At 64.8% G+C, this 17,788-nt stretch carries 15 protein-coding genes and 1 tRNA gene; 7 read left to right on the top strand and 9 right to left on the bottom strand.

The genetic code is table 11. The features are described 5' to 3' along the window. Positions 1-15 precede the first annotated feature (15 nt). The 4 genes from HV786_RS13235 to HV786_RS13250 all read right to left on the bottom strand — a co-directional run bounded on the left by HV786_RS13235 (position 16) and on the right by HV786_RS13250 (position 4,529). On the bottom strand, positions 16-1,275 hold the full coding sequence (locus HV786_RS13235; protein ID WP_128829408.1) for a nucleotide sugar dehydrogenase: 1,260 nt from the start codon (positions 1,273-1,275) through the stop codon (positions 16-18). Between the two features lie 698 nt (positions 1,276-1,973). Next, positions 1,974-2,050, bottom strand: a tRNA-Pro gene (locus HV786_RS13240). Between the two features lie 150 nt (positions 2,051-2,200). Further along, entirely contained in the window at positions 2,201-3,166 is a 966-nt protein-coding gene (gene ispB, locus HV786_RS13245) for an octaprenyl diphosphate synthase (protein WP_056319988.1), read from the bottom strand. Positions 3,167-3,359: 193 nt separating this feature from the next. Next, positions 3,360-4,529, bottom strand: coding sequence for a fumarylacetoacetate hydrolase family protein (locus HV786_RS13250; protein WP_128829512.1), 1,170 nt, complete (start codon positions 4,527-4,529; stop codon positions 3,360-3,362). Between the two features lie 136 nt (positions 4,530-4,665). On the opposite strand from HV786_RS13250, the gene HV786_RS13255 reads away from it, so the two are divergent. From HV786_RS13255 to proB, 5 genes are all read left to right on the top strand, one after another. Then, on the top strand, positions 4,666-5,424 hold the full coding sequence (locus HV786_RS13255; protein WP_128829513.1) for an IclR family transcriptional regulator: 759 nt from the start codon (positions 4,666-4,668) through the stop codon (positions 5,422-5,424). 269 nt (positions 5,425-5,693) lie between these two features. After that, positions 5,694-6,005: a 50S ribosomal protein L21 gene (rplU, locus tag HV786_RS13260; protein WP_006216228.1), complete on the top strand. Its 312-nt coding sequence runs from the start codon at positions 5,694-5,696 to the stop codon at positions 6,003-6,005. A 34-nt stretch (positions 6,006-6,039) separates the two neighbouring features. Further along, positions 6,040-6,300, top strand: coding sequence for a 50S ribosomal protein L27 (gene rpmA, locus HV786_RS13265; RefSeq protein ID WP_006389959.1), 261 nt, complete (start codon positions 6,040-6,042; stop codon positions 6,298-6,300). A gap of 201 nt (positions 6,301-6,501) precedes the next feature. Further along, the gene (gene obgE / locus HV786_RS13270) at positions 6,502-7,638 is read left to right on the top strand and encodes a GTPase ObgE (protein WP_056319997.1); all 1,137 of its coding nucleotides are present in this window, start codon (positions 6,502-6,504) and stop codon (positions 7,636-7,638) included. A gap of 55 nt (positions 7,639-7,693) precedes the next feature. After that, positions 7,694-8,830 carry a glutamate 5-kinase gene (proB, locus tag HV786_RS13275; protein WP_056319998.1) on the top strand — a complete coding sequence of 379 codons (1,137 nt, stop codon included), beginning with the start codon at positions 7,694-7,696 and terminating at the stop codon, positions 8,828-8,830. 39 nt (positions 8,831-8,869) lie between these two features. On the opposite strand, the gene HV786_RS13280 is transcribed toward proB, so the two are convergent. Next, positions 8,870-9,538, bottom strand: a complete 669-nt coding sequence (locus tag HV786_RS13280; protein WP_254599478.1) for a response regulator transcription factor — start codon at positions 9,536-9,538, stop codon at positions 8,870-8,872. Positions 9,539-9,641: 103 nt separating this feature from the next. Between HV786_RS13280 and HV786_RS13285 the strand changes: the two genes are divergently transcribed. Then, entirely contained in the window at positions 9,642-10,091 is a 450-nt protein-coding gene (locus HV786_RS13285) for a helix-turn-helix transcriptional regulator (protein ID WP_063952153.1), read from the top strand. Between the two features lie 204 nt (positions 10,092-10,295). Here the strand turns inward: HV786_RS13285 and HV786_RS13290 are convergent, their stop codons facing one another. Next, positions 10,296-10,859: a SecDF P1 head subdomain-containing protein gene (locus HV786_RS13290; protein WP_128829515.1), complete on the bottom strand. Its 564-nt coding sequence runs from the start codon at positions 10,857-10,859 to the stop codon at positions 10,296-10,298. Positions 10,860-11,254: 395 nt separating this feature from the next. Here HV786_RS13290 and thiC point away from each other — a divergent pair, with 395 nt between their 5' ends. Further along, positions 11,255-13,168 (top strand): phosphomethylpyrimidine synthase ThiC, encoded by a 1,914-nt coding sequence (gene thiC / locus HV786_RS13295; protein WP_062838980.1) that lies wholly within the window; start codon positions 11,255-11,257, stop codon positions 13,166-13,168. Between the two features lie 1,124 nt (positions 13,169-14,292). Here thiC and HV786_RS13300 read toward each other — a convergent pair. From HV786_RS13300 to HV786_RS13310, 3 genes are all read right to left on the bottom strand, one after another. After that, complete coding sequence (locus HV786_RS13300; RefSeq protein WP_142052483.1) at positions 14,293-15,705, bottom strand: FAD-binding oxidoreductase; 1,413 nt, start codon at positions 15,703-15,705, stop codon at positions 14,293-14,295. Then, on the bottom strand, positions 15,702-16,421 hold the full coding sequence (locus tag HV786_RS13305; protein ID WP_128829516.1) for a FadR/GntR family transcriptional regulator: 720 nt from the start codon (positions 16,419-16,421) through the stop codon (positions 15,702-15,704). The genes HV786_RS13300 and HV786_RS13305 overlap by 4 nt, the downstream gene beginning before the upstream one ends. A 167-nt stretch (positions 16,422-16,588) precedes the next feature. Beyond that, positions 16,589-17,779, bottom strand: coding sequence for a GGDEF domain-containing protein (locus HV786_RS13310; RefSeq protein WP_128829517.1), 1,191 nt, complete (start codon positions 17,777-17,779; stop codon positions 16,589-16,591). Positions 17,780-17,788 lie beyond the last annotated feature (9 nt).

Below are 17,788 nucleotides of genomic sequence, written 5' to 3' on the forward strand. Positions count from 1 at the left end.
GATTACGCGCCTGAACTACAGAGTCCAGTACAAGAGGTCGGCCGGCAGCCGTTTGGGGTCCAGGACGGACTTCAAGTCGCACACCATGCCGCCGTTCTTGACGAGCTGAGGCAGGTCTTCCCAGATGGTTTCCATGGTTTCGCGGTGCGGCACCGCCAGGATCAGCACGTCCATGTCGCGGAACTGGTCGCGGCCGACGAGCTTGATGCCATATTCGTGGTCCATCTGCTCCGGATCGACCATGGGGTCGCACGCCACCGGCGTGATGCCGTACTGGCCGAGCGCGTTGTAAAGATCGACGACCTTCGAGTTGCGGATGTCGGGCACGTTTTCCTTGAACGTCATGCCCAGGATGCCGACGCGGGTGGAGGCATTCAGGCGGCCGTTGCGCGCCAGTTGCTGCACCAGCCGCGAGGCCACATGCGCGGCCATGCCGTCGTTGATGCGGCGGCCGGACAGGATGACTTCGGGGTGGTAGCCCAGTTCCTGGGCCTTGGAGGTCAGGTAGTAGGGGTCCACGCCGATGCAGTGACCGCCCACCAGGCCGGGGGTGAACTTCAGGAAGTTCCACTTGGTGCCGGCCGCGGCCAGGACTTCCGACGTACGGATGCCGACCAGGCCGCAGATCTTGGACATCTCGTTCATCAGCGCGATGTTGATGTCGCGCTGCGTGTTCTCCAGCACCTTGGCCGCTTCGGCCACCTTGATGGAGGACGCGCGGTGCACGCCGGCATCGATGATCTGCTCGTACACGCCGGCAATGACTTCCAGCGATTGCTCGTCCTGGCCGGAAACGATCTTCACGATCTTCTCAAGCGGATGCTCGCGGTCGCCCGGGTTGATGCGCTCGGGGCTGTAGCCCAGCTTGAAGTCGACGCCGCAGCGCAGGCCAGACGCCTTTTCCAGCTCGGGACCGCAGATCTCCTCGGTGGCGCCGGGGTGGACGGTCGATTCGAAGACCACGATGCAGCCCGGACGCAGCACGGGGCCGAGCGATTGGCACGCGCGGACCAGCAGGGAAAAGTCGGGGTTGTTCTTCTCGTCGACGGGCGTCGGAACGGCGACCACGAAAAAGTCGCAGCCTTCCAGTTCGGACAACTGGTCGGTGAACTGCATGGGGGAGGCAAGCAATACGTCGCGTTCGATCTCGCCGGTCCAGTCATCACCCTCTTTCAGCCGTGCGATTCTCCGCTTGTCCACGTCAAAACCGATGACATCAAAGCGCCTGGAAAATGCCACTGCCACGGGCAGGCCGACATATCCAAGGCCACACACTGCGATTCTCTTTACCACGGGGGACCTCACTGTTTTCGTCGTGTCGCAGACACTAGAAATCGACGCCCCAGAGCGAGTAAATCGACATAAGGCCGAAATACTGTTGCCGTACAGGGGCGGACGTATCGCTAAAAATGAATTTGGCTCGGTACCCCGTTAATGGACTGGGTAGCGAGCCTGGGCATCGTAGAGGGGTCGAACAGCAAACTTTTTTCTAAATATTTTTATTGCTGCGGAAATAAATCAGGACAACCCGTAATAAACCCGGGAAATCCCTAGAAAAATTACATTCATTACACAAACCGCAACATGAGAGTTGCGAGCAATGTAATCAAATATTAAAAGACGTTTTTCTTGGTCCGTTTTAACCAAACTGAAAAATCATTATCCAGAACGGCGGCTTATTAGATTATTGCGTGAGGCAATATAAAAATCCGCGCCAAAATGGGGATCAACCCGCACCCTATCAGCACGAGACATGCCTGGGTTTTCATCGCACGGTAATAAATGGCCAGACCTTGAGTAATTCGGCAGGCGATTCGGAAAGTCTCGCTATACAAGGTGTCTGACACCGGCCGCTGTGAAATAGTTTTTGCATTCAGCCGCGCAAATGCAAAAAAGCCGGCAACGCTTGCGCGATACCGGCTTTCAGCCAAAGGTGTCGGGAAACACCTTCATAAATTCTCGACCACATGAAGTGGTCGGGGCGAGAGGATTCGAACCTCCGACTCCTGCGTCCCGAACGCAGTACTCTACCAGGCTGAGCTACGCCCCGATCTTGACAACTTATTCAGCGATGCTCAGTACCGCCAAACATTACTTCACTTACTGCTTACCGCTTCGTTCACTTCGAGAACCTGATCACTCAGTCACTCTTACTGCACTTTCCTAGTGAACTTCCTGCCGATTTCGCCGCCGTTTTTGGCTAGCGATCTCTATTCACCGCGAAAGCGCAGAATTCTAACAGAGAATTTTGAAAAGGGGAAATGGGGTAGATCGAAAGGGCTTCGCGGGCCCGATCGGCCTCGGCCACGGCGGCCAGGCGGGCGTGTTCCAGCGCGTCGGTGGCCTGGATGGCGGCGGCCACGGCAGCGAAGTCGGCGTCGCCCGTCTTGATGGCATCGCGGATGAGCTGCTGCTGCTCAGGCGTGCCCACTTCCATGACGCGGATCAGCGGCAGGGTCGGCTTGCCTTCGCGCAGGTCGTCGCCCACGTTCTTGCCCAGGGCGGCGGCGTCGCCGCTGTAATCCAGCACATCGTCGACCAGCTGGAACGCCGTGCCCACATGGCGACCATAGGCGGCCGCGGCGGCTTCCTGCTCGGGCGTGGCGCCCGCCAGCACGGCGCCCACCTGGGCGGCGGCCTCGAACAGCTTGGCCGTCTTGTAGCGCACCACTTGCAGGTAGCGCTCTTGCGAGACGTCCGGGTCATGCACGTTCAGAAGCTGCAGCACCTCGCCCTCGGCGATCACAGTGGTGGCTTCGGACAGGATGCTCATGATGCGCATCGAGTCGGCCTCGACCATCATCTCGAACGACCGCGAGTACAGGTAGTCGCCCACCAGCACGCTGGCCGCGTTGCCGAACACCGCGTTGGCGGTTTCGCGGCCGCGGCGCAGGTCGGATTCGTCGACGACGTCATCGTGCAGCAGCGTGGCGGTGTGGATGAATTCCACCACCGCGGCCAGCAACTGGTGATGGGTGCCTTCGTAGCCCAACGCGCGCGCCACCATCAGCACCATGGCCGGGCGCATGCGCTTGCCGCCCGCCCCAATGATGTAGTCGCCAATCGTGCGGATCAGAACCACTTCGGAATTCAGCCGCTCGCGGATAACCGCATCGACGGCTTTCATATCGTCAGCAATGGGGGCAATGAGCGCGGGGAGATTCAAGACGTATCCGACAAGTGTGAAGCGAGCCGCGTAACGGCTCTTACCGCTGGGCCCGCCAGCGGTCGGCGGGGGATTCGACCACGGATTATACGGGGAGTGCGCGGGAAGTCCGGCCGCCCGCGGCCCGGGCCGCGCAGCCCGGCGCCAGGCGCCCCGCGCCGGTCGGATCAGCCGGTCGGATCCCCCGGCCGGATCAGCGCCCGCGCGCCAGCAGGCCGCGCGCCATCAGGTTCGCGTAGAGCGCGCGCACGCCGAACGTCCAGGGCGGGATTTCCGTGGCCAGCTGCACCTCGTTCACGAGCGCGCCCAGGCGCTCCGAGGCAATGACCACCCGGTCGCCAGCCACATGCGTGAACCCGGTGCCCGGACCCTTGCGATCCTTGGTGGGCGAGAACATCGTGCCCAGGAACAGCATGAAGCCGTCCGGGTACTGATGGTGCGCGCCGTGGGTCTGGCGCACCAGGTCCAGCGGGTCGCGGCTGATCTCGCGCATGTGGCTGACGCCGTCCAGCGTGAAACCGTCGGGGCCTTCGATGTGCAGCGAGACATCGGCGCCCCGGACGCTGTCCAGCGTGAATCCGCCATCGAACAGCCGGATGAACGGCCCGATGGCGCAGGAGCCGTTGTTGTCCTTGGCCTTGGTCAGGAGCAGCGCGCTGCGGCCTTCGATGTCGCGCAGGTTCACGTCGTTGCCCAGCGTGGCGCCGACCACTTCGCCCCGGCTGTCGACGGCCAGCACGATCTCGGGTTCGGGATTGTTCCACTGCGACTCGGGCAGCACGCCGATTCGCGCGCCAAAGCCCACCGAGGCCATGGGCGGCGTCTTTGAGAAGACTTCGGCGTCGGGGCCGATGCCCACTTCCAGATACTGCGACCACTGGCCGCGCTCGAGCATTTCGGCTTTCAGGCGGATGGCCTCGGGCGATCCCGGGCGCAGCCGGGACAGATCGGAGCCGATCAGCGCCTGCATGCGCACGCGGATTTCCTCGGCGCGGCCGGCGTCGCCGCCCGCCTCTTCCTCGATCAGGCGTTCCAAGAGGCTGATGGCAAACGTGACGCCCGCCGCCTTCACCGGCTGCAGGTCGCAGGGCGCCAGCAGACGCGGCCCTTGCGCGCCTTGCAGCGTGGCAGCCATGAGCGCGTGCGCGTCACCCAGGGATTCGCCCTTGGCCTGGCGCGCGAGCGACACGCGGTCAGGATGGTCCAGCAGGTCGGACACGGTCGGCGCCGTGGCCGTGATATCGACGACCTCTCCCCCACGCACCACGACCACGCTCGGGCCGCCGACGGGATCAGGCCGCCACACGCGGCCCACGAGCAAGGCGTCGGACAGATCGGCGGGCAGCAGGTTATTGGGGTTCATGGCGTCTCCTCGCGTTAATGCCCTGCCGGCGGCGGGCTCGTGTTCTGTGCCGGCTGACCCGGCATGGCGCAGCCAGTCTAGGAGACTTCATTTATCATGTCCAACATCTTGAATATCTGTCCAACATATTGGAATCATGGCCGCCGAATACGACGTTCCTGCCATCCGCCGCACCCACGACATCCTGCGCGTGCTGGCCGGCCGGCCCGCCCCGGTGAAGGCCGCGGAGCTGGCCCGCGCCTGCCAGATGCCAAAGAGCACGCTATACCTGCTGCTTGATTGCCTTGAGCAACGCCGCTGGGTCGAGCGCCTGGACGGGGGCTATATCGTCGGACTGGAACTGATGGCGCTAGGCGCCGCGTACCTGCGCCACGATGGGCTTCAGACGGCCTTTCACCAGGCGGCAGGCGCCTTCGTGGCCCGCTGCAACGAGGTCGTGCAACTGGCCGCGCTCGATGGCTTTGATGTGGTCTACCTGGCCCGGGAGGACGCACGCCGGCCCGTGCGCCTGGTGTCGGACCTGGGTCTGCGGCTGCCCGCACACGCGTGCGCCCTCGGCAAGGCCCTGCTTGCCAGCCTGCCGCCCGACGACCTGGCCGCCCGGCTGCCCGAGACACTGCCCCGCGTCACCGACCGCACGATCGCCGATGCTGCCCGCCTGCACCGCGAACTGGACGACGTGCGGCGCCACGGCCTGGCCCACGACCGGGAGGAAGTCGCCACCGGTCTCGAGTGCTTTGCGGCCTTTGTGGGCGTGACGCCCCTGGGCAAGCGGGTGGCGGTCAGCACGTCCATCCCCACCGACCGCCTGGACGACGCCCACCGGCAAGCCGCCACGGAAGGCATCCGCCGCGTGGCGCGCGACATTGCGCTGCGTGTGATCCCGGGCGCCTGAAGCCTGCACGCCACACCTAAGCCCTTAGCCTGCAACAGCTTTTTGACTTTCCAAAAGTCCCGGGCTAATATCTCGGATTCGGTCAGCGATGGCCGAATTACGTCGGTTGTTCGTGCACGCCGCCTGGCATCATCGCAAGTCCTGATTCAGCGGATTTTCGGCTAGTACAAGCGCCAGTACCAGCACTGGTACGGCAGGCCAGCACGGCATTCTTGCCCAGCAGGGCAGGCAGCTCGAACGAACCCATTTACCTATTTAAGGAATACCCCATGTACGCGGTCGTAAAAACCGGTGGCAAGCAGTATCGCGTTGCCGCTGGCGAAAAACTCAAGATAGAACAGATACCGGCTGACATTGGGCAAGAAATCACCCTGGACCAAGTGCTGTCCGTGGGCGAAGGCGACCAACTGAAAGTTGGCACGCCCCTCGTCTCCGGCGCCGTGGTCAAGGCAACGGTTCTTGCGCAAGGCCGCCACGACAAGGTCAAGATCTTCAAGATGCGCCGTCGCAAGCACTATCAGAAGCGTCAGGGCCACCGTCAGAACTACACCGAAATCCGCATCGAAGCCATCACGGCTTAAGAAGCGACTCGGTACCACTTAGCAGGAGCTAAACATGGCACAGAAAAAGGGCGGCGGCTCTACGCGGAACGGACGCGACTCAGAATCGAAGCGTCTGGGCGTCAAGGCATTCGGCGGCGAATTGATTCCCGCTGGTTCGATCATCGTGCGTCAGCGCGGTACTCGCTTCCACGCTGGCGTGAACGTCGGCATGGGCAAGGACCACACCCTGTTCGCGCTGGTCGACGGCAAGGTTCAATTCGGCTTCAAGGGCGCATTGAACAAGCAGACCGTTTCGATCGTCGCTGCCGAGTAATCGGTTGGCAAGCCCGCGGACCTCATGTCCGCGGTCGCATACGGTCTGGGACGCGGTCCGCCGCAGTTCCCGAACGGCAAAAGCCCTGTCGCGTGCGGCAGGGCTTTTTTGTTTGAAGGCAATTGGCGAGTAAGCTCTCTTTTGCCTCCCGGCGGCTCCCCGTGTGGATGCCCGCCCTCACCCACTACACGCGCATACACCATGAAATTCGTAGACGAAGCCACCATTGAAGTGGTCGCCGGCAAAGGCGGCAATGGCGTGGCGAGCTTTCGCCGCGAAAAATTCATTCCCCGTGGCGGCCCCGACGGCGGCGACGGCGGCCGTGGCGGCACCATCTACGCGGTGGCCGATCGCAACATCAACACGCTGATCGACTTCCGCTACGCACGCCTGCATCGCGCCAAGAACGGCGAAAACGGCCGCGGCTCGGACCAATACGGCGCTGCCGCCCCGGACATCACCCTGCGCGTGCCGGTGGGCACGATCATCCATGACGCCGAAACCGGCGAAGTCCTGTTCGACCTGAACAAGCACGAACAGAAGGTGGTGCTGGCCGCCGGCGGCCAGGGCGGCATGGGCAACATCCACTTCAAGTCCAGCGTGAACCGCGCGCCCAAGCAATGGACGCCCGGCAAGGAAGGCGAACACCGCTACCTGCGCATGGAACTGAAGGTGCTGGCCGACGTGGGCCTGCTGGGCCTGCCCAACGCCGGCAAGTCGACGCTGATCACCCGCATTTCCAATGCGAAGCCGAAGATCGCCGACTACCCCTTCACCACGCTGCACCCGAACCTGGGCGTCGTGCGCACTTCGCCGTCGCGCAGCTTCGTCGTGGCCGACATTCCGGGCCTGATTGAAGGCGCCTCCGAAGGCGCCGGCCTGGGTCACCTGTTCCTGCGCCATCTGGCGCGCACCCGCGTGCTGCTGCACCTGGTGGACGTGTCCACGCCGGATCCGGACGCCGATCCCGTCGAGCAGGCCGTCGCCGACGCGCGCGCCATCGTCGAGGAACTGCGCCGCTATGACGCCGACCTGGCCGCCAAGCCGCGCTGGCTGATCCTGAACAAGCTGGATATGGTGCCGGACCCCGAGGACACCAAGCGCCGCTTCCTCGAGCTCTACGGCTGGACCGGTCCGGTGTTCGGCATCTCGGGCCTGTCGGGCGAAGGCACGCAGGACCTGATCTACGCGTTGCAGGACTACCTGGACGCCGAGCGCGAAAAGGAACAGCTTGCGCAGGATCAGGCCGAAGGCACCTACGTGGCGCCGGACCCGCGCTTTGACGACACGCGCACCGACGCGGACAAGCCGGCCGCGCCGCGCGGCGGTAACGAATAAGCCATAATCGCAGTCCTTTCGATTACGCTTTTTTTCGCCGCAGCCGGCCGCCATCATGTCTGCTGAATCACCTGCCGTTTCCGTCGTCACCCACGCCCAGCGCATCGTCGCCAAAGTCGGCTCATCGCTGGTCACCAACGAAGGCCGAGGCCTGGACCGCGCCGCGGTCGCCCACTGGGCCGCGCAGATCGCCGCCCTGCACAAGCAGGGCAAGCAGATCGTGCTGGTGTCCAGCGGCGCCATCGCGGAAGGCATGGCGCGCCTGGGCTGGCGCAAGCGCCCGTCCGTCATGCACGAACTGCAGGCTGCGGCAGCCGTGGGCCAGATGGGACTGTGCCAGGCCTACGAGGCCGCCTTCGCCGAACACGGCCTGCGCACCGCGCAGATTTTGCTGACCCACGAAGACCTGGCCGACCGCCACCGTTACCTGAACGCGCGCAGCACGCTCTTTGCCCTGCTGCGTCTGGGTGTCGTGCCCATCGTGAACGAAAACGACACGGTCGTGACCGACGAAATCCGGCTGGGCGACAACGACACGCTGGGCGCGCTGGTCACCAACCTGATCGAAGCCGACACGCTGGTCATCCTGACTGACCAACGCGGCCTGTACGACTCCGACCCGCGCAAGAATCCGCAAGCCAAGTTCATGTCGCACGCCCAGGCGGGCGACCCCGCGCTGGAAGCCATGGCGGGTGGCGCGGGCAGCGGCATCGGCACCGGCGGCATGCTGACCAAGGTGCTGGCCGCCAAGCGCGCGGCCCATAGCGGCGCGCACACCGTCATCGCGTCGGGCCGCGAACGCAACGTGCTGACGCGCCTGGCCCAGGGCGAGTGCATCGGCAGCGAACTGCAGGCGGTCGTGCCGGTGTGGTCGGCGCGCAAGCAGTGGCTCGCCGATCACCTGCGCCTGCGTGGCCGCGTGGTGCTGGATGACGGCGCCGTGCAGGCGCTGCTGCGCGAAGGCAAGAGCCTTCTGCCTATCGGCGTGACCGACGTGGAAGGCGAATTCGGCCGCGGCGACGTCGTGGCCTGCGTCGACAGCCAGGGCCATGAATGCGCCCGCGGGCTGATCAATTATTCGTCGGCCGACACGCGCCGCATCCTGCGCCAGCCTTCGTCGCAGATCGCGCGCATCCTGGGCAGCATGACCGAACCCGAGCTCATGCACCGGGACAATCTGGTCGTGCTGTAGGAAGCCGCGGCAGGCGCCGCGATACGGCGGCGCGGGGGATCAGGCGCCGGCCACAACCGCAGGCGCCCTGCCCGCGCCTTCGGGCAGCAGGATGTATCCCCACCCCCGCACTGCCAGCAACGGAAGATCGATATTGAACCGGCGCGCCTTGTTGCGCAGCCGGGACACGACCACGTCCACGCGTCTTGCGCTGTCCAGGGGATCGCGCGCTTGCGCCGGAAAGAAGCTTTCGCGATGAAGGCAGTGGCCGGGCGCATTGAACAACCGAATGAGAACGGCGCGCTCGCGAAGGGTGAGCGGCAGGCGTTCACCGCGGGGGCCCACCAGCATGCGGCCAAACGCCACGACGCGCCAGGCGCCCGGTCCGCATCGCGCTCGCCGGCACAGGCTGCGCAGCAGCGCGTCCCACTCCAGGAGCTCCATGTCCGGCGGCACGCAGGCGTCGACCCCTGCGTCCAGCGCCGCCGCGCGCTGCGCCGTGGTGGCGCCGCCGTCTTGCCACACCACCCGCGCGCCGGGCGCGGCTTGACGCACGCGGTGAACAAGATCGGCCATACCGGCGCACGGCCCTTGCACGACAAGCAGATCTGGCGCTTCACCGGTCACGTGTTCGAGCAGGGCGTCCACCGATGCGAAGACGCGCGTGTCCCAGTCGAATTGGCGCAGCGCAGTGGCCAGCCGCCACCCCGCAACGTCCTCGGATCGCACGATAAATACGCTGCCCCGCTCCCACATGCGACCTTCCCTCTGTTATCACTCTAGTGTTATTTATATCCACCAACGTGACAGATCGGCAAGCTTCAATCGCCCTGTGAAAACATTCTCAGACCGACTGAAGCATGCGCGTCTTCTTCGTGGCCACACGCAGAAGGCGCTCGCCCGTCTGGTGCGCATCTCGCAAAGTGCGATCGGCAGCTACGAAAGTGGTCTGCGGCATTCAAGCCGATCCGCGCGCAAACTGGCGCAGGTGTTGAAGATCGAAGTCGAATGGCTGGAAACGGGCAAGGGTCCCATGGAGCTTCCCCTGGACGCCTACGACCTGAGCAATACTTTGCCAGTATCAGGCGTTTCCGAGTCTGCACCGCGCCCCGGCGGCCGGCCCCGTCCGCTGGCGCCGTGGCCCTATCCCAACATTTCACCGTCGCAATTCGAATCGCTGACGCCCGACGAACGGGCAATGCTCGAAGCGTTAACCCAGACCTTCATCGAAACGACACTGCTCCGCCGCGGCATCAAGCCGCGCGGCCGCAAGATCGGCTGATCGCGGCCGCGGGCTGCGGCGCGCTGCATATGGGGCCGCGCCGCGACAACGCTTCAAGATCAAGACACTGCGAGCCGCATCGAGCGGACCAATTTGTCTCGTTCGCCTGGGCACCTGGCGCGCACGTTGAATGCGCCTTCCAACACAAAAACGTAGACGAAAAAAAACCGGCCACGTAAGCCGGTTTTTTTGCGCACCCCGAGATCAGGGCTTGGCAGCGGGTGCCGGCGCGGGTGCCGTTCCGCCTGCGGCGGGCACGGCATCGCCACGGATGCGCGCGGCGATTTCGGAGGCCGCCTGGGCCGAGGGCACGCCAAAGGCCAGGACGCCACGGTTCAGGGGCTCGCCGATGAGCGGCGCGGCAACCAGCTCCTGATCGATCACCAGGGCCAGCACGCTGCCGACGTTGGCGGTGCTGACGGCGGTCAGCTTGCGGGTGCCGGCTTCGGAGAAGCGCAGACCCACGAAATTCTGGCCTTGGCGATCCACCAGCGCGGCGGCATCGGTCAGGTCGGCGCGCGTGAGCACGGGCGTTTCCTGCAGATAGAGCTTGCCGTCCGGCAGGTTCACTTCACGCAGGCCGGCGCCGGGTTCGCGCTTGGCAAGATAGAAATCCACGCGCGCGGCGGCCGCTGGCGTGGTCGATTGCTGGCCCGCCTGGGGCGTGGCCGTGGCGTCGGACGTCTTAGTCGGGGCCGTCTTGCAACCCGCTAGCGCCAATGTCACGACTACGAGGGCGGGCGCCAATGTGCGTAGGTTCAGTTGCATGCTCGATTCCTTCTTAAGTGGGCTGATGCCGGACGGTAAGACTCTAAGACTGTACACGCGGCGTGTGGAAAAAAGTGTACCGAACCTGCATGGCGGTGTCTGTCTAGACTGAATCCAAATGTAAAGCAGTAATACCAGCCTCGTTCAACTGCCCTATTTGCGCGGGTTGCGACGGTACTCGCAGATTGTTCAAGGCGCCGCGTCCGCTTGGCTCTATACTGCGCGTTCACGCAGGGGTACTCGTCCCGCCATCCACGGCGGCGACGTGTTGAGAGAGTCCCTTCGTACCAGTACGGATAATGCCGATGCTGGGAGCGTATTCCCGCCACGCGTCTTCGCACGTCCAAGGCGGGAGTCCATCCCGATCGGCTCCAACCACTCGCTTGGAGCTTTCCATGAACGCAAATCCCAAATTTTTGGCCGCGACCGCCGAAGTCGACGCTGCGGCCGTCGCACCGCTGCCCAAATCCCGCCGCGTGTATGAAGTGGGCTCACGCCCGGACATCCGGGTCCCATTCCGGGAGATCGAACAGGACGACACGCCGACGATGTTCGGCGGCGAAAAAAATCCGCCGCTGACGGTGTATGACTGTAGCGGTCCCTACACGGACCCGGACGTCAAGATCGACATCCGCCGCGGCCTGCCGGAACTGCGCCGCGCGTGGATCGAGGAGCGCGGCGACACGGAGCTGCTGTCCGGCCCGACCAGCGACTACGGCAAGTCGCGCCTGACCGATCCCAAGCTGACGGCAATGCGCTTTGACCTGCAACGCCCCCCGCGCCGCGCAAAGTCCGGCGCGAACGTTTCGCAGATGCACTACGCGCGCCGCGGCATCATCACGCCGGAAATGGAATACGTGGCGATTCGCGAAAGCCTGCGCCGCGAGCACTACCTGCAAACGCTGCGCGACAGCGGCCCCGACGGCGAAAAGATGGTCAAGCGCCTGCTGCGCCAGCACCCGGGCCAATCGTTCGGCGCCGCCATCCCCGCCGCCATCACGCCGGAGTTCGTGCGTGCCGAAGTCGCCCGCGGCCGCGCGATCATCCCCGCCAACATCAACCACCCGGAAGTGGAGCCGATGGCCATCGGCCGCAATTTCCTGGTGAAGATCAACGCGAACATCGGCAATTCCGCGGTCAGCTCGGGCATTGGCGAGGAAGTGGAAAAGATGACGTGGGCGATCCGCTGGGGCGGCGACACGGTGATGGACCTGTCCACCGGCAAGCACATCCACGAAACCCGCGAGTGGATCATCCGCAATTCGCCGGTGCCGATCGGCACGGTGCCGATCTACCAGGCACTTGAAAAGGTGGACGGCAAGGCCGAGGACCTGACCTGGGAGATCTTCCGCGACACGCTGATCGAGCAGGCCGAGCAAGGCGTGGACTATTTCACGATCCACGCAGGCGTGCGCCTGCCGTTCATCCCGATGACCGCGGACCGCATGACTGGCATCGTTTCGCGCGGCGGCTCGATCATGGCCAAGTGGTGCCTGGCGCATCACAAGGAGAGCTTCCTGTACGAACGCTTCGAAGAGATCTGCGAAATCATGAAGGCGTACGACGTGAGCTTCTCGCTGGGCGACGGCCTGCGTCCGGGCTCGGGCTACGACGCAAACGACGAGGCGCAATTTGCGGAACTGAAGACGCTGGGCGAGCTGACGCAGGTGGCGTGGAAGCACGACGTGCAGGTGATGATCGAAGGCCCGGGTCATGTGCCGATGCAGATGATCAAGGAAAACATGGAGCTGCAGCTGGAACACTGCCACGAGGCGCCGTTCTACACGCTGGGCCCGCTGACGACGGACATCGCCCCCGGCTACGACCACATCACGTCGGGCATCGGCGCGGCGCTGATCGGCTGGTATGGCACGGCGATGCTCTGCTACGTGACGCCGAAGGAACACCTGGGACTGCCGAACAAGAAGGACGTGAAGGACGGCATCATCACGTACAAGATCGCGGCGCATGCGGCGGACCTGGCCAAGGGTCATCCGGGCGCGGCGATCCGCGACAACGCACTATCGAAGGCGCGCTTCGAGTTCCGCTGGGACGATCAGTTCAATCTGGGTCTGGATCCGGATACGGCGAAGGAATTCCACGACGAGACGCTGCCTAAGGATTCGATGAAGGTGGCGCACTTCTGCTCGATGTGCGGACCGCATTTCTGCAGCATGAAGATCACGCAGGATGTGCGGGATTATGCGGCGGCTCAGGGAGTCAGCGAGAAGGAAGCGCTGGCTAAGGGGATGCAGGAGAAGTCGGTGGAGTTTGTGCGGAAAGGGAGTGAGGTTTATCACCGGCAGTGAATTGTTGGCGGGGATTTAGGTTGATGGAGTTAAGGGGTTGCCGCATTCGGCTTGCGGCTTGCGGCTTGCGACGGATCGGGTTTTTTAGACGCCCGGCGCGGCGTGGGCCTGGGGCGGGCGGGGCTCCGATTGCGGTCCGGAGCCTTCGCTCCGGACTGCCCCGCGCTCAACCTCGTCCGCCTTCGGCTCCCTTCGGTTTCCGCCGGGCGCATCTAAACGCCCCGCCCGCCCCAGGCCCACGCCACACCGGGCTCTGCCGCTGAATCTTTACGGACGGCGGGGCGAGCCGGATTTTTAAGATTCTTGCACGCAGTCGGTTGGAAGAGAAACGTCTTGCGGTGCCCGCCCCCGGGCGGCCGCGCGGGCGGCCTTCGTGGGCTTACGCAGTGTCTTGCGTCGTCGCTATGACGCTTCGCGTGTGGCTGCTTCCTCTTAAAGTGTCTGACACCCTGGTGAGAGGCGCTTCATGCCGAGTTCACCCCCCGAGGGTGTCAGACACCGACAGCAGCAAACGCTCTCGCCAAGTTTCGGCACGACCGCCCTTGATCCTAGGGTGTCAGACACCGGCAGCAGCAAACGCGCTCGCCAAGTTCCGGCACGACCGCCATTGATCGTCAATTGAACTCCAGTGCTCGATGGGCGGCGCGCGTAGAGGTGGGCAGGTTGTAGCTGGCCGTCGACGCGCGCCGCCCATCACCGCCCCTCCCCCGTCGGAGAGCACCATCAGCAAACCGCTCCCCGCCAGCGCGCAAGCGCACACCGCCACGACGTCCCACCGACCCGATGCCGATTGCCGCCGCCCGGGCGGCAGCAATTCGGCGGCCCCGCAGATCTCCTGCCCTGACCACAGGTCTTACAGCGCCACATACCAAAGACCCTCGCAGCACGGCGTCGCGGGCACCGTGGGTGCGAGCGCCGTCGATGCGCCCGAGGGAATCTGAAGGGAGCCGAAGGCGGACGAAGATGACGAAGGGGAAGTCCGGAGCGAAGGCTCCGGACCGCAATCGTGGGCGATCGTGCCCACGGTGACCGCGGCGTCGGGCGACCTACGAAGATCCGCTGCAACTATGAAGATCTAATGCGACGACAAATCCCCGATCAACCACGAAGATCCAAACCAACGCCTACAACAACTTCCCAGGATTCATAATCCCCGCAGGATCCATCACCTTCTTGATCTCCCGCATCAACCGTAACTCCACAGCATCCTTGCTATGCAGGAAATGCTCACGCTTGAGCTGTCCAATTCCGTGCTCAGCCGAAATACTTCCCCCATAGCGATTCACTTCATCCAACACCGCATCCGTGATCGCCGCCCCATGCTCCGCGACCCAGTTGCGGTCTGCGCCTGCCGGGCGGGACAGGTTGTAGTGCAGGTTGCCGTCGCCGAAGTGGCCGAAGATGAACGGGCGGATGTCGGGGTACAGGGCGCGTACGCGCGCTTCGGCCGATTGCATGAAGTCGGGAATGCGCTCGATCGGCAGCGACACGTCGTGCTTCAGGTGGGGGCCGTCGGCGCGTTGGGCTTCGGAGATTTCCTCGCGCAGCTTCCACAGCGTCTGCAATTGGGCCAGTGACGCCGAGACCGCGGCGTCCAGGCACAGGCCGCGTTCGAGCGCCGTGCCGATGACGTTTTCGAGCAGCGTGTTGAGCGCGGCCTCGTCGGTGGTGTCGGCCAGTTCCACCAGCACGTAGGCCGGGTAGCGTTGTTCGAAGGGCTCCTGCACGCCCTCGGCGTGCGTCAGCACCAGGTCCAGGCAATCGCCGGTGAAGAATTCGAAGGCTTGCAGGCGTGCGCCGCATTGTTCGAACAGGATCTCGAACAGTTGCAGCGCCTGCGCCGGGGATTCGACGGCGGCCAGCACGACGGAGCGCACGTCGGTGCGCGGGTACAGGCGCAGCGCGACGGCGGTGATGATGCCGAGCGTGCCTTCCGACCCGATGAGCAGTTGCTTGAGGTCGTAGCCGGTGTTGTCCTTGCGCAGGGTGCGCAAGCCGTGAAAGATTTCGCCGGTGGGCAGCACCGCTTCCAGGCCGAGAACCAGTTCGCGGGCCATGCCGTAGCGCACCACGTTCACGCCGCCGGCATTGGTGGCGACGTTGCCGCCGATCTGGCTGGAGTCTTCCGCGGCCAGGCTGAGCGGCAGCAGGCGGCCGGCGTCCTGGGCTGCGCGGCGCAGGTTGCCCAGAATGGCGCCGGCTTCGGCAACCATGGTGTTGGCGACGGTGTCGATGGCGCGCACCGCGTTCATGCGGTCCAGGCTGATGACGACGTTGTTGGCGCCGCCGTCGGGCGTGGCGCCGCCGCACAGGCCGGTGTTGCCGCCGCGCGGCACGACCGGCACGCCGGCTTCCTGGCACAGGGCGAGGCAGGTGGCGACCTCGGCTGTCGTGCGCGGGCGCACGACGGCTTGGGCCTGGCCGTTATACAGGCCGCGCCAGTCGGACAGCCATGGGGCGATGTCTGCCGGGTCGGTGAACACGGTATCGGGGCCCAGGGCCTGGACCAGCCGTTGAGAAAAGTCGGTTGCGCTCATGAGATGTGGGATGCAGCGGGAAAGAGAAGATCGAGTTGCAGGCGGCCGGCGGCTTGCTGCAAGTGGCGGATGGCGGCCTGGCGGGCGCGGTCCGGATCGCGCGCGCGGATGGCCTCGAACACGGCGACGTGTTCCTGATGCACGGCGGCGGTCAAACCTTCCTGCAGGCGGCTGTTTGACCGGGCGGTGCTGACGACCAGGCGCAGCTGCAGGTTCAGGTATTGCAGCAGGTCCTGGTAGTAGCTGTTGTGCGTGGCGGTCGCGATGGCGACGTGAAAGGCGATGTCATGTTCGACGCCAGCCTCGGGGTGGTCCAGATGGGCTTGAAGCGAGGCGAGGGCCGAAGCCATGGCGTCCAGGTCCGACGCTGTGCTGCGAACCGCAGCCAGCGCGGCCGCGCCGCCTTCCAGTTCCATGCGCAGTTCGTAGACGTTGGCGAGCTTGTCGCGGTCGACCGCAATGCCGCTGGACACCTGAAAGCCCTGCGCGCCCGTGCGCGAAACGACCGTGCTGCCCGACCCCTGCCGGCTCTGGATCAGGCCCTGCGCGCGCAGGCGTTCCGTGGCTTCGCGGATGACGGCGGCGCTGACGCCGTACTGCTCGGCCAGCACACGGCCGGACGGCAGCTTGGCGCCGACGGCGTGGATGCCGTCGGCGATTTCGCTGGCGAGCTGGCGGGCGACCTGCTCGGTGAGAGTGAGGCTCTTGGTCAACATGAGCGGATTATAGGCAGATTTTTCAGGTTATCTGATAACTTTAATTATTTCAGAGCGCCGGTCATGTGGCCCGTATGCCGTGGTGGTGAAGAGCGGAAATCAGTGAACGGCGTCCAGATTCGGACAGATTCGGCCCAGCGCGGCCGCGGCGGGCGAGCGCCGTCGCTTCAAGCGGCGACCGACGCGCTTTGCAGGCCTTCGCTTTCGGCGATGACTTGGCCTTGGTCGACCACGCAGCAGCGGCCGCCCTGCGCCTTGGCCCGGTACAGCGCCGCGTCGGCGGAATCCAGCGCGCCTTGCGGGGTGCGGTTGGCGCCCGACATGATCGAGATGCCGATGGACAGCCCCACGCAGACCCGGTTGCCGTCGGCCAGCGTAATGGGCTGCGAGACGTCGCGCAGCAGATGCTCGCCCAGCCGCAGTGCGGCCGTGGCGTCGATGCCGGTGACCAGGACGATGAATTCGTCACCGCCGATTCGCGCGGCGACGTCGTCCACCCGCAGCATGGCCCGCATGCGCTCCGCGATGGTCTTGAGCACCTGGTCGCCCCCGGCGTGCCCATGGGTGTCGTTGATTCGCTTGAAATCGTCCATGTCCATGTACAGCAGGGCGGCGGCGCTGTCATGGCCGCGCGCGCTGGAACACACGCGCTCCAGCGCCGCCAGCAGGCCGGCGCGATTGGCAAGGCCGGTCAGCGCGTCTTCGCTGGCGCGCCGGTCACTGTCCCGTTCGGCCAGCATGGTGGACACCAGAATCCGGTTGAGCCGGTGCGAGGCGATGACCATGCTGATGAGATAAAACGGGATCTGAACGAAGACGATCGCCATGACCCATTCGCCCGTGAACAGGGCGCCCAGGCACATGGGGCCCAGGCTCAGAAAGATCATGGCGCCCACCAGCCGGGGCGCGCCGTAGTTGCGAAAGCAGATCCCGCCCGCCATGGCCCCGCACGATACGCCGGCCAGCGTCGCCGCCATCCAGTCCCCATTCAGCAAGGTGACGAACACACCATAGCCCACGCTGAACGCCCAGAGCAGCGCCAGCAGGATGTACAGATCGGTATAGGTATTGCCGCCCTTGGGGGCCGCCCGCAAGGCGGCGCGCAGAATCGTGACGCGCACCAGCGCGAGCACGATCTCCAGGATCAGCCACGAGACGTACAGCGGTTCAGGCCGGCGCCACGCGACGACGCCCGAGATCATCAGGGTGTTGATGACCCCGCCGGCAAAAATGGGGAGCGTGCCGAACAGACTGGCGATGAGCGCCGCGCGGATGTCCGCAGGCGTGTCATGCCCGGAATGCGTCAGCCAACGCGTCAGCCGCCATTTGGGCAAGCTGAACTTCAGTCCTGTATCCACGCCGTCATA

It is taken from the genome of Achromobacter mucicolens (assembly GCF_902859725.1).
Classification (GTDB): domain Bacteria; phylum Pseudomonadota; class Gammaproteobacteria; order Burkholderiales; family Burkholderiaceae_B; genus Achromobacter; species Achromobacter mucicolens.

Bases quoted from the DNA above. Each gene is read 5' to 3' on its own strand.
- HV786_RS13250 (WP_128829512.1), bottom strand. From the start codon at position 4,529: ATGAACCCCAATAACCTGCTGCCCGCCGATCTGTCCGACGCCTTGCTC.
- HV786_RS13255 (WP_128829513.1), top strand. From the start codon at position 4,666: ATGGCCGCCGAATACGACGTTCCTGCCATCCGCCGCACCCACGACATC.
- rplU (WP_006216228.1), top strand. From the start codon at position 5,694: ATGTACGCGGTCGTAAAAACCGGTGGCAAGCAGTATCGCGTTGCCGCT.
- rpmA (WP_006389959.1), top strand. From the start codon at position 6,040: ATGGCACAGAAAAAGGGCGGCGGCTCTACGCGGAACGGACGCGACTCA.
- obgE (WP_056319997.1), top strand. From the start codon at position 6,502: ATGAAATTCGTAGACGAAGCCACCATTGAAGTGGTCGCCGGCAAAGGC.
- proB (WP_056319998.1), top strand. From the start codon at position 7,694: ATGTCTGCTGAATCACCTGCCGTTTCCGTCGTCACCCACGCCCAGCGC.
- HV786_RS13290 (WP_128829515.1), bottom strand. From the start codon at position 10,859: ATGCAACTGAACCTACGCACATTGGCGCCCGCCCTCGTAGTCGTGACA.
- thiC (WP_062838980.1), top strand. From the start codon at position 11,255: ATGAACGCAAATCCCAAATTTTTGGCCGCGACCGCCGAAGTCGACGCT.
- HV786_RS13300 (WP_142052483.1), bottom strand. From the start codon at position 15,705: ATGAGCGCAACCGACTTTTCTCAACGGCTGGTCCAGGCCCTGGGCCCC.
- HV786_RS13305 (WP_128829516.1), bottom strand. From the start codon at position 16,421: ATGTTGACCAAGAGCCTCACTCTCACCGAGCAGGTCGCCCGCCAGCTC.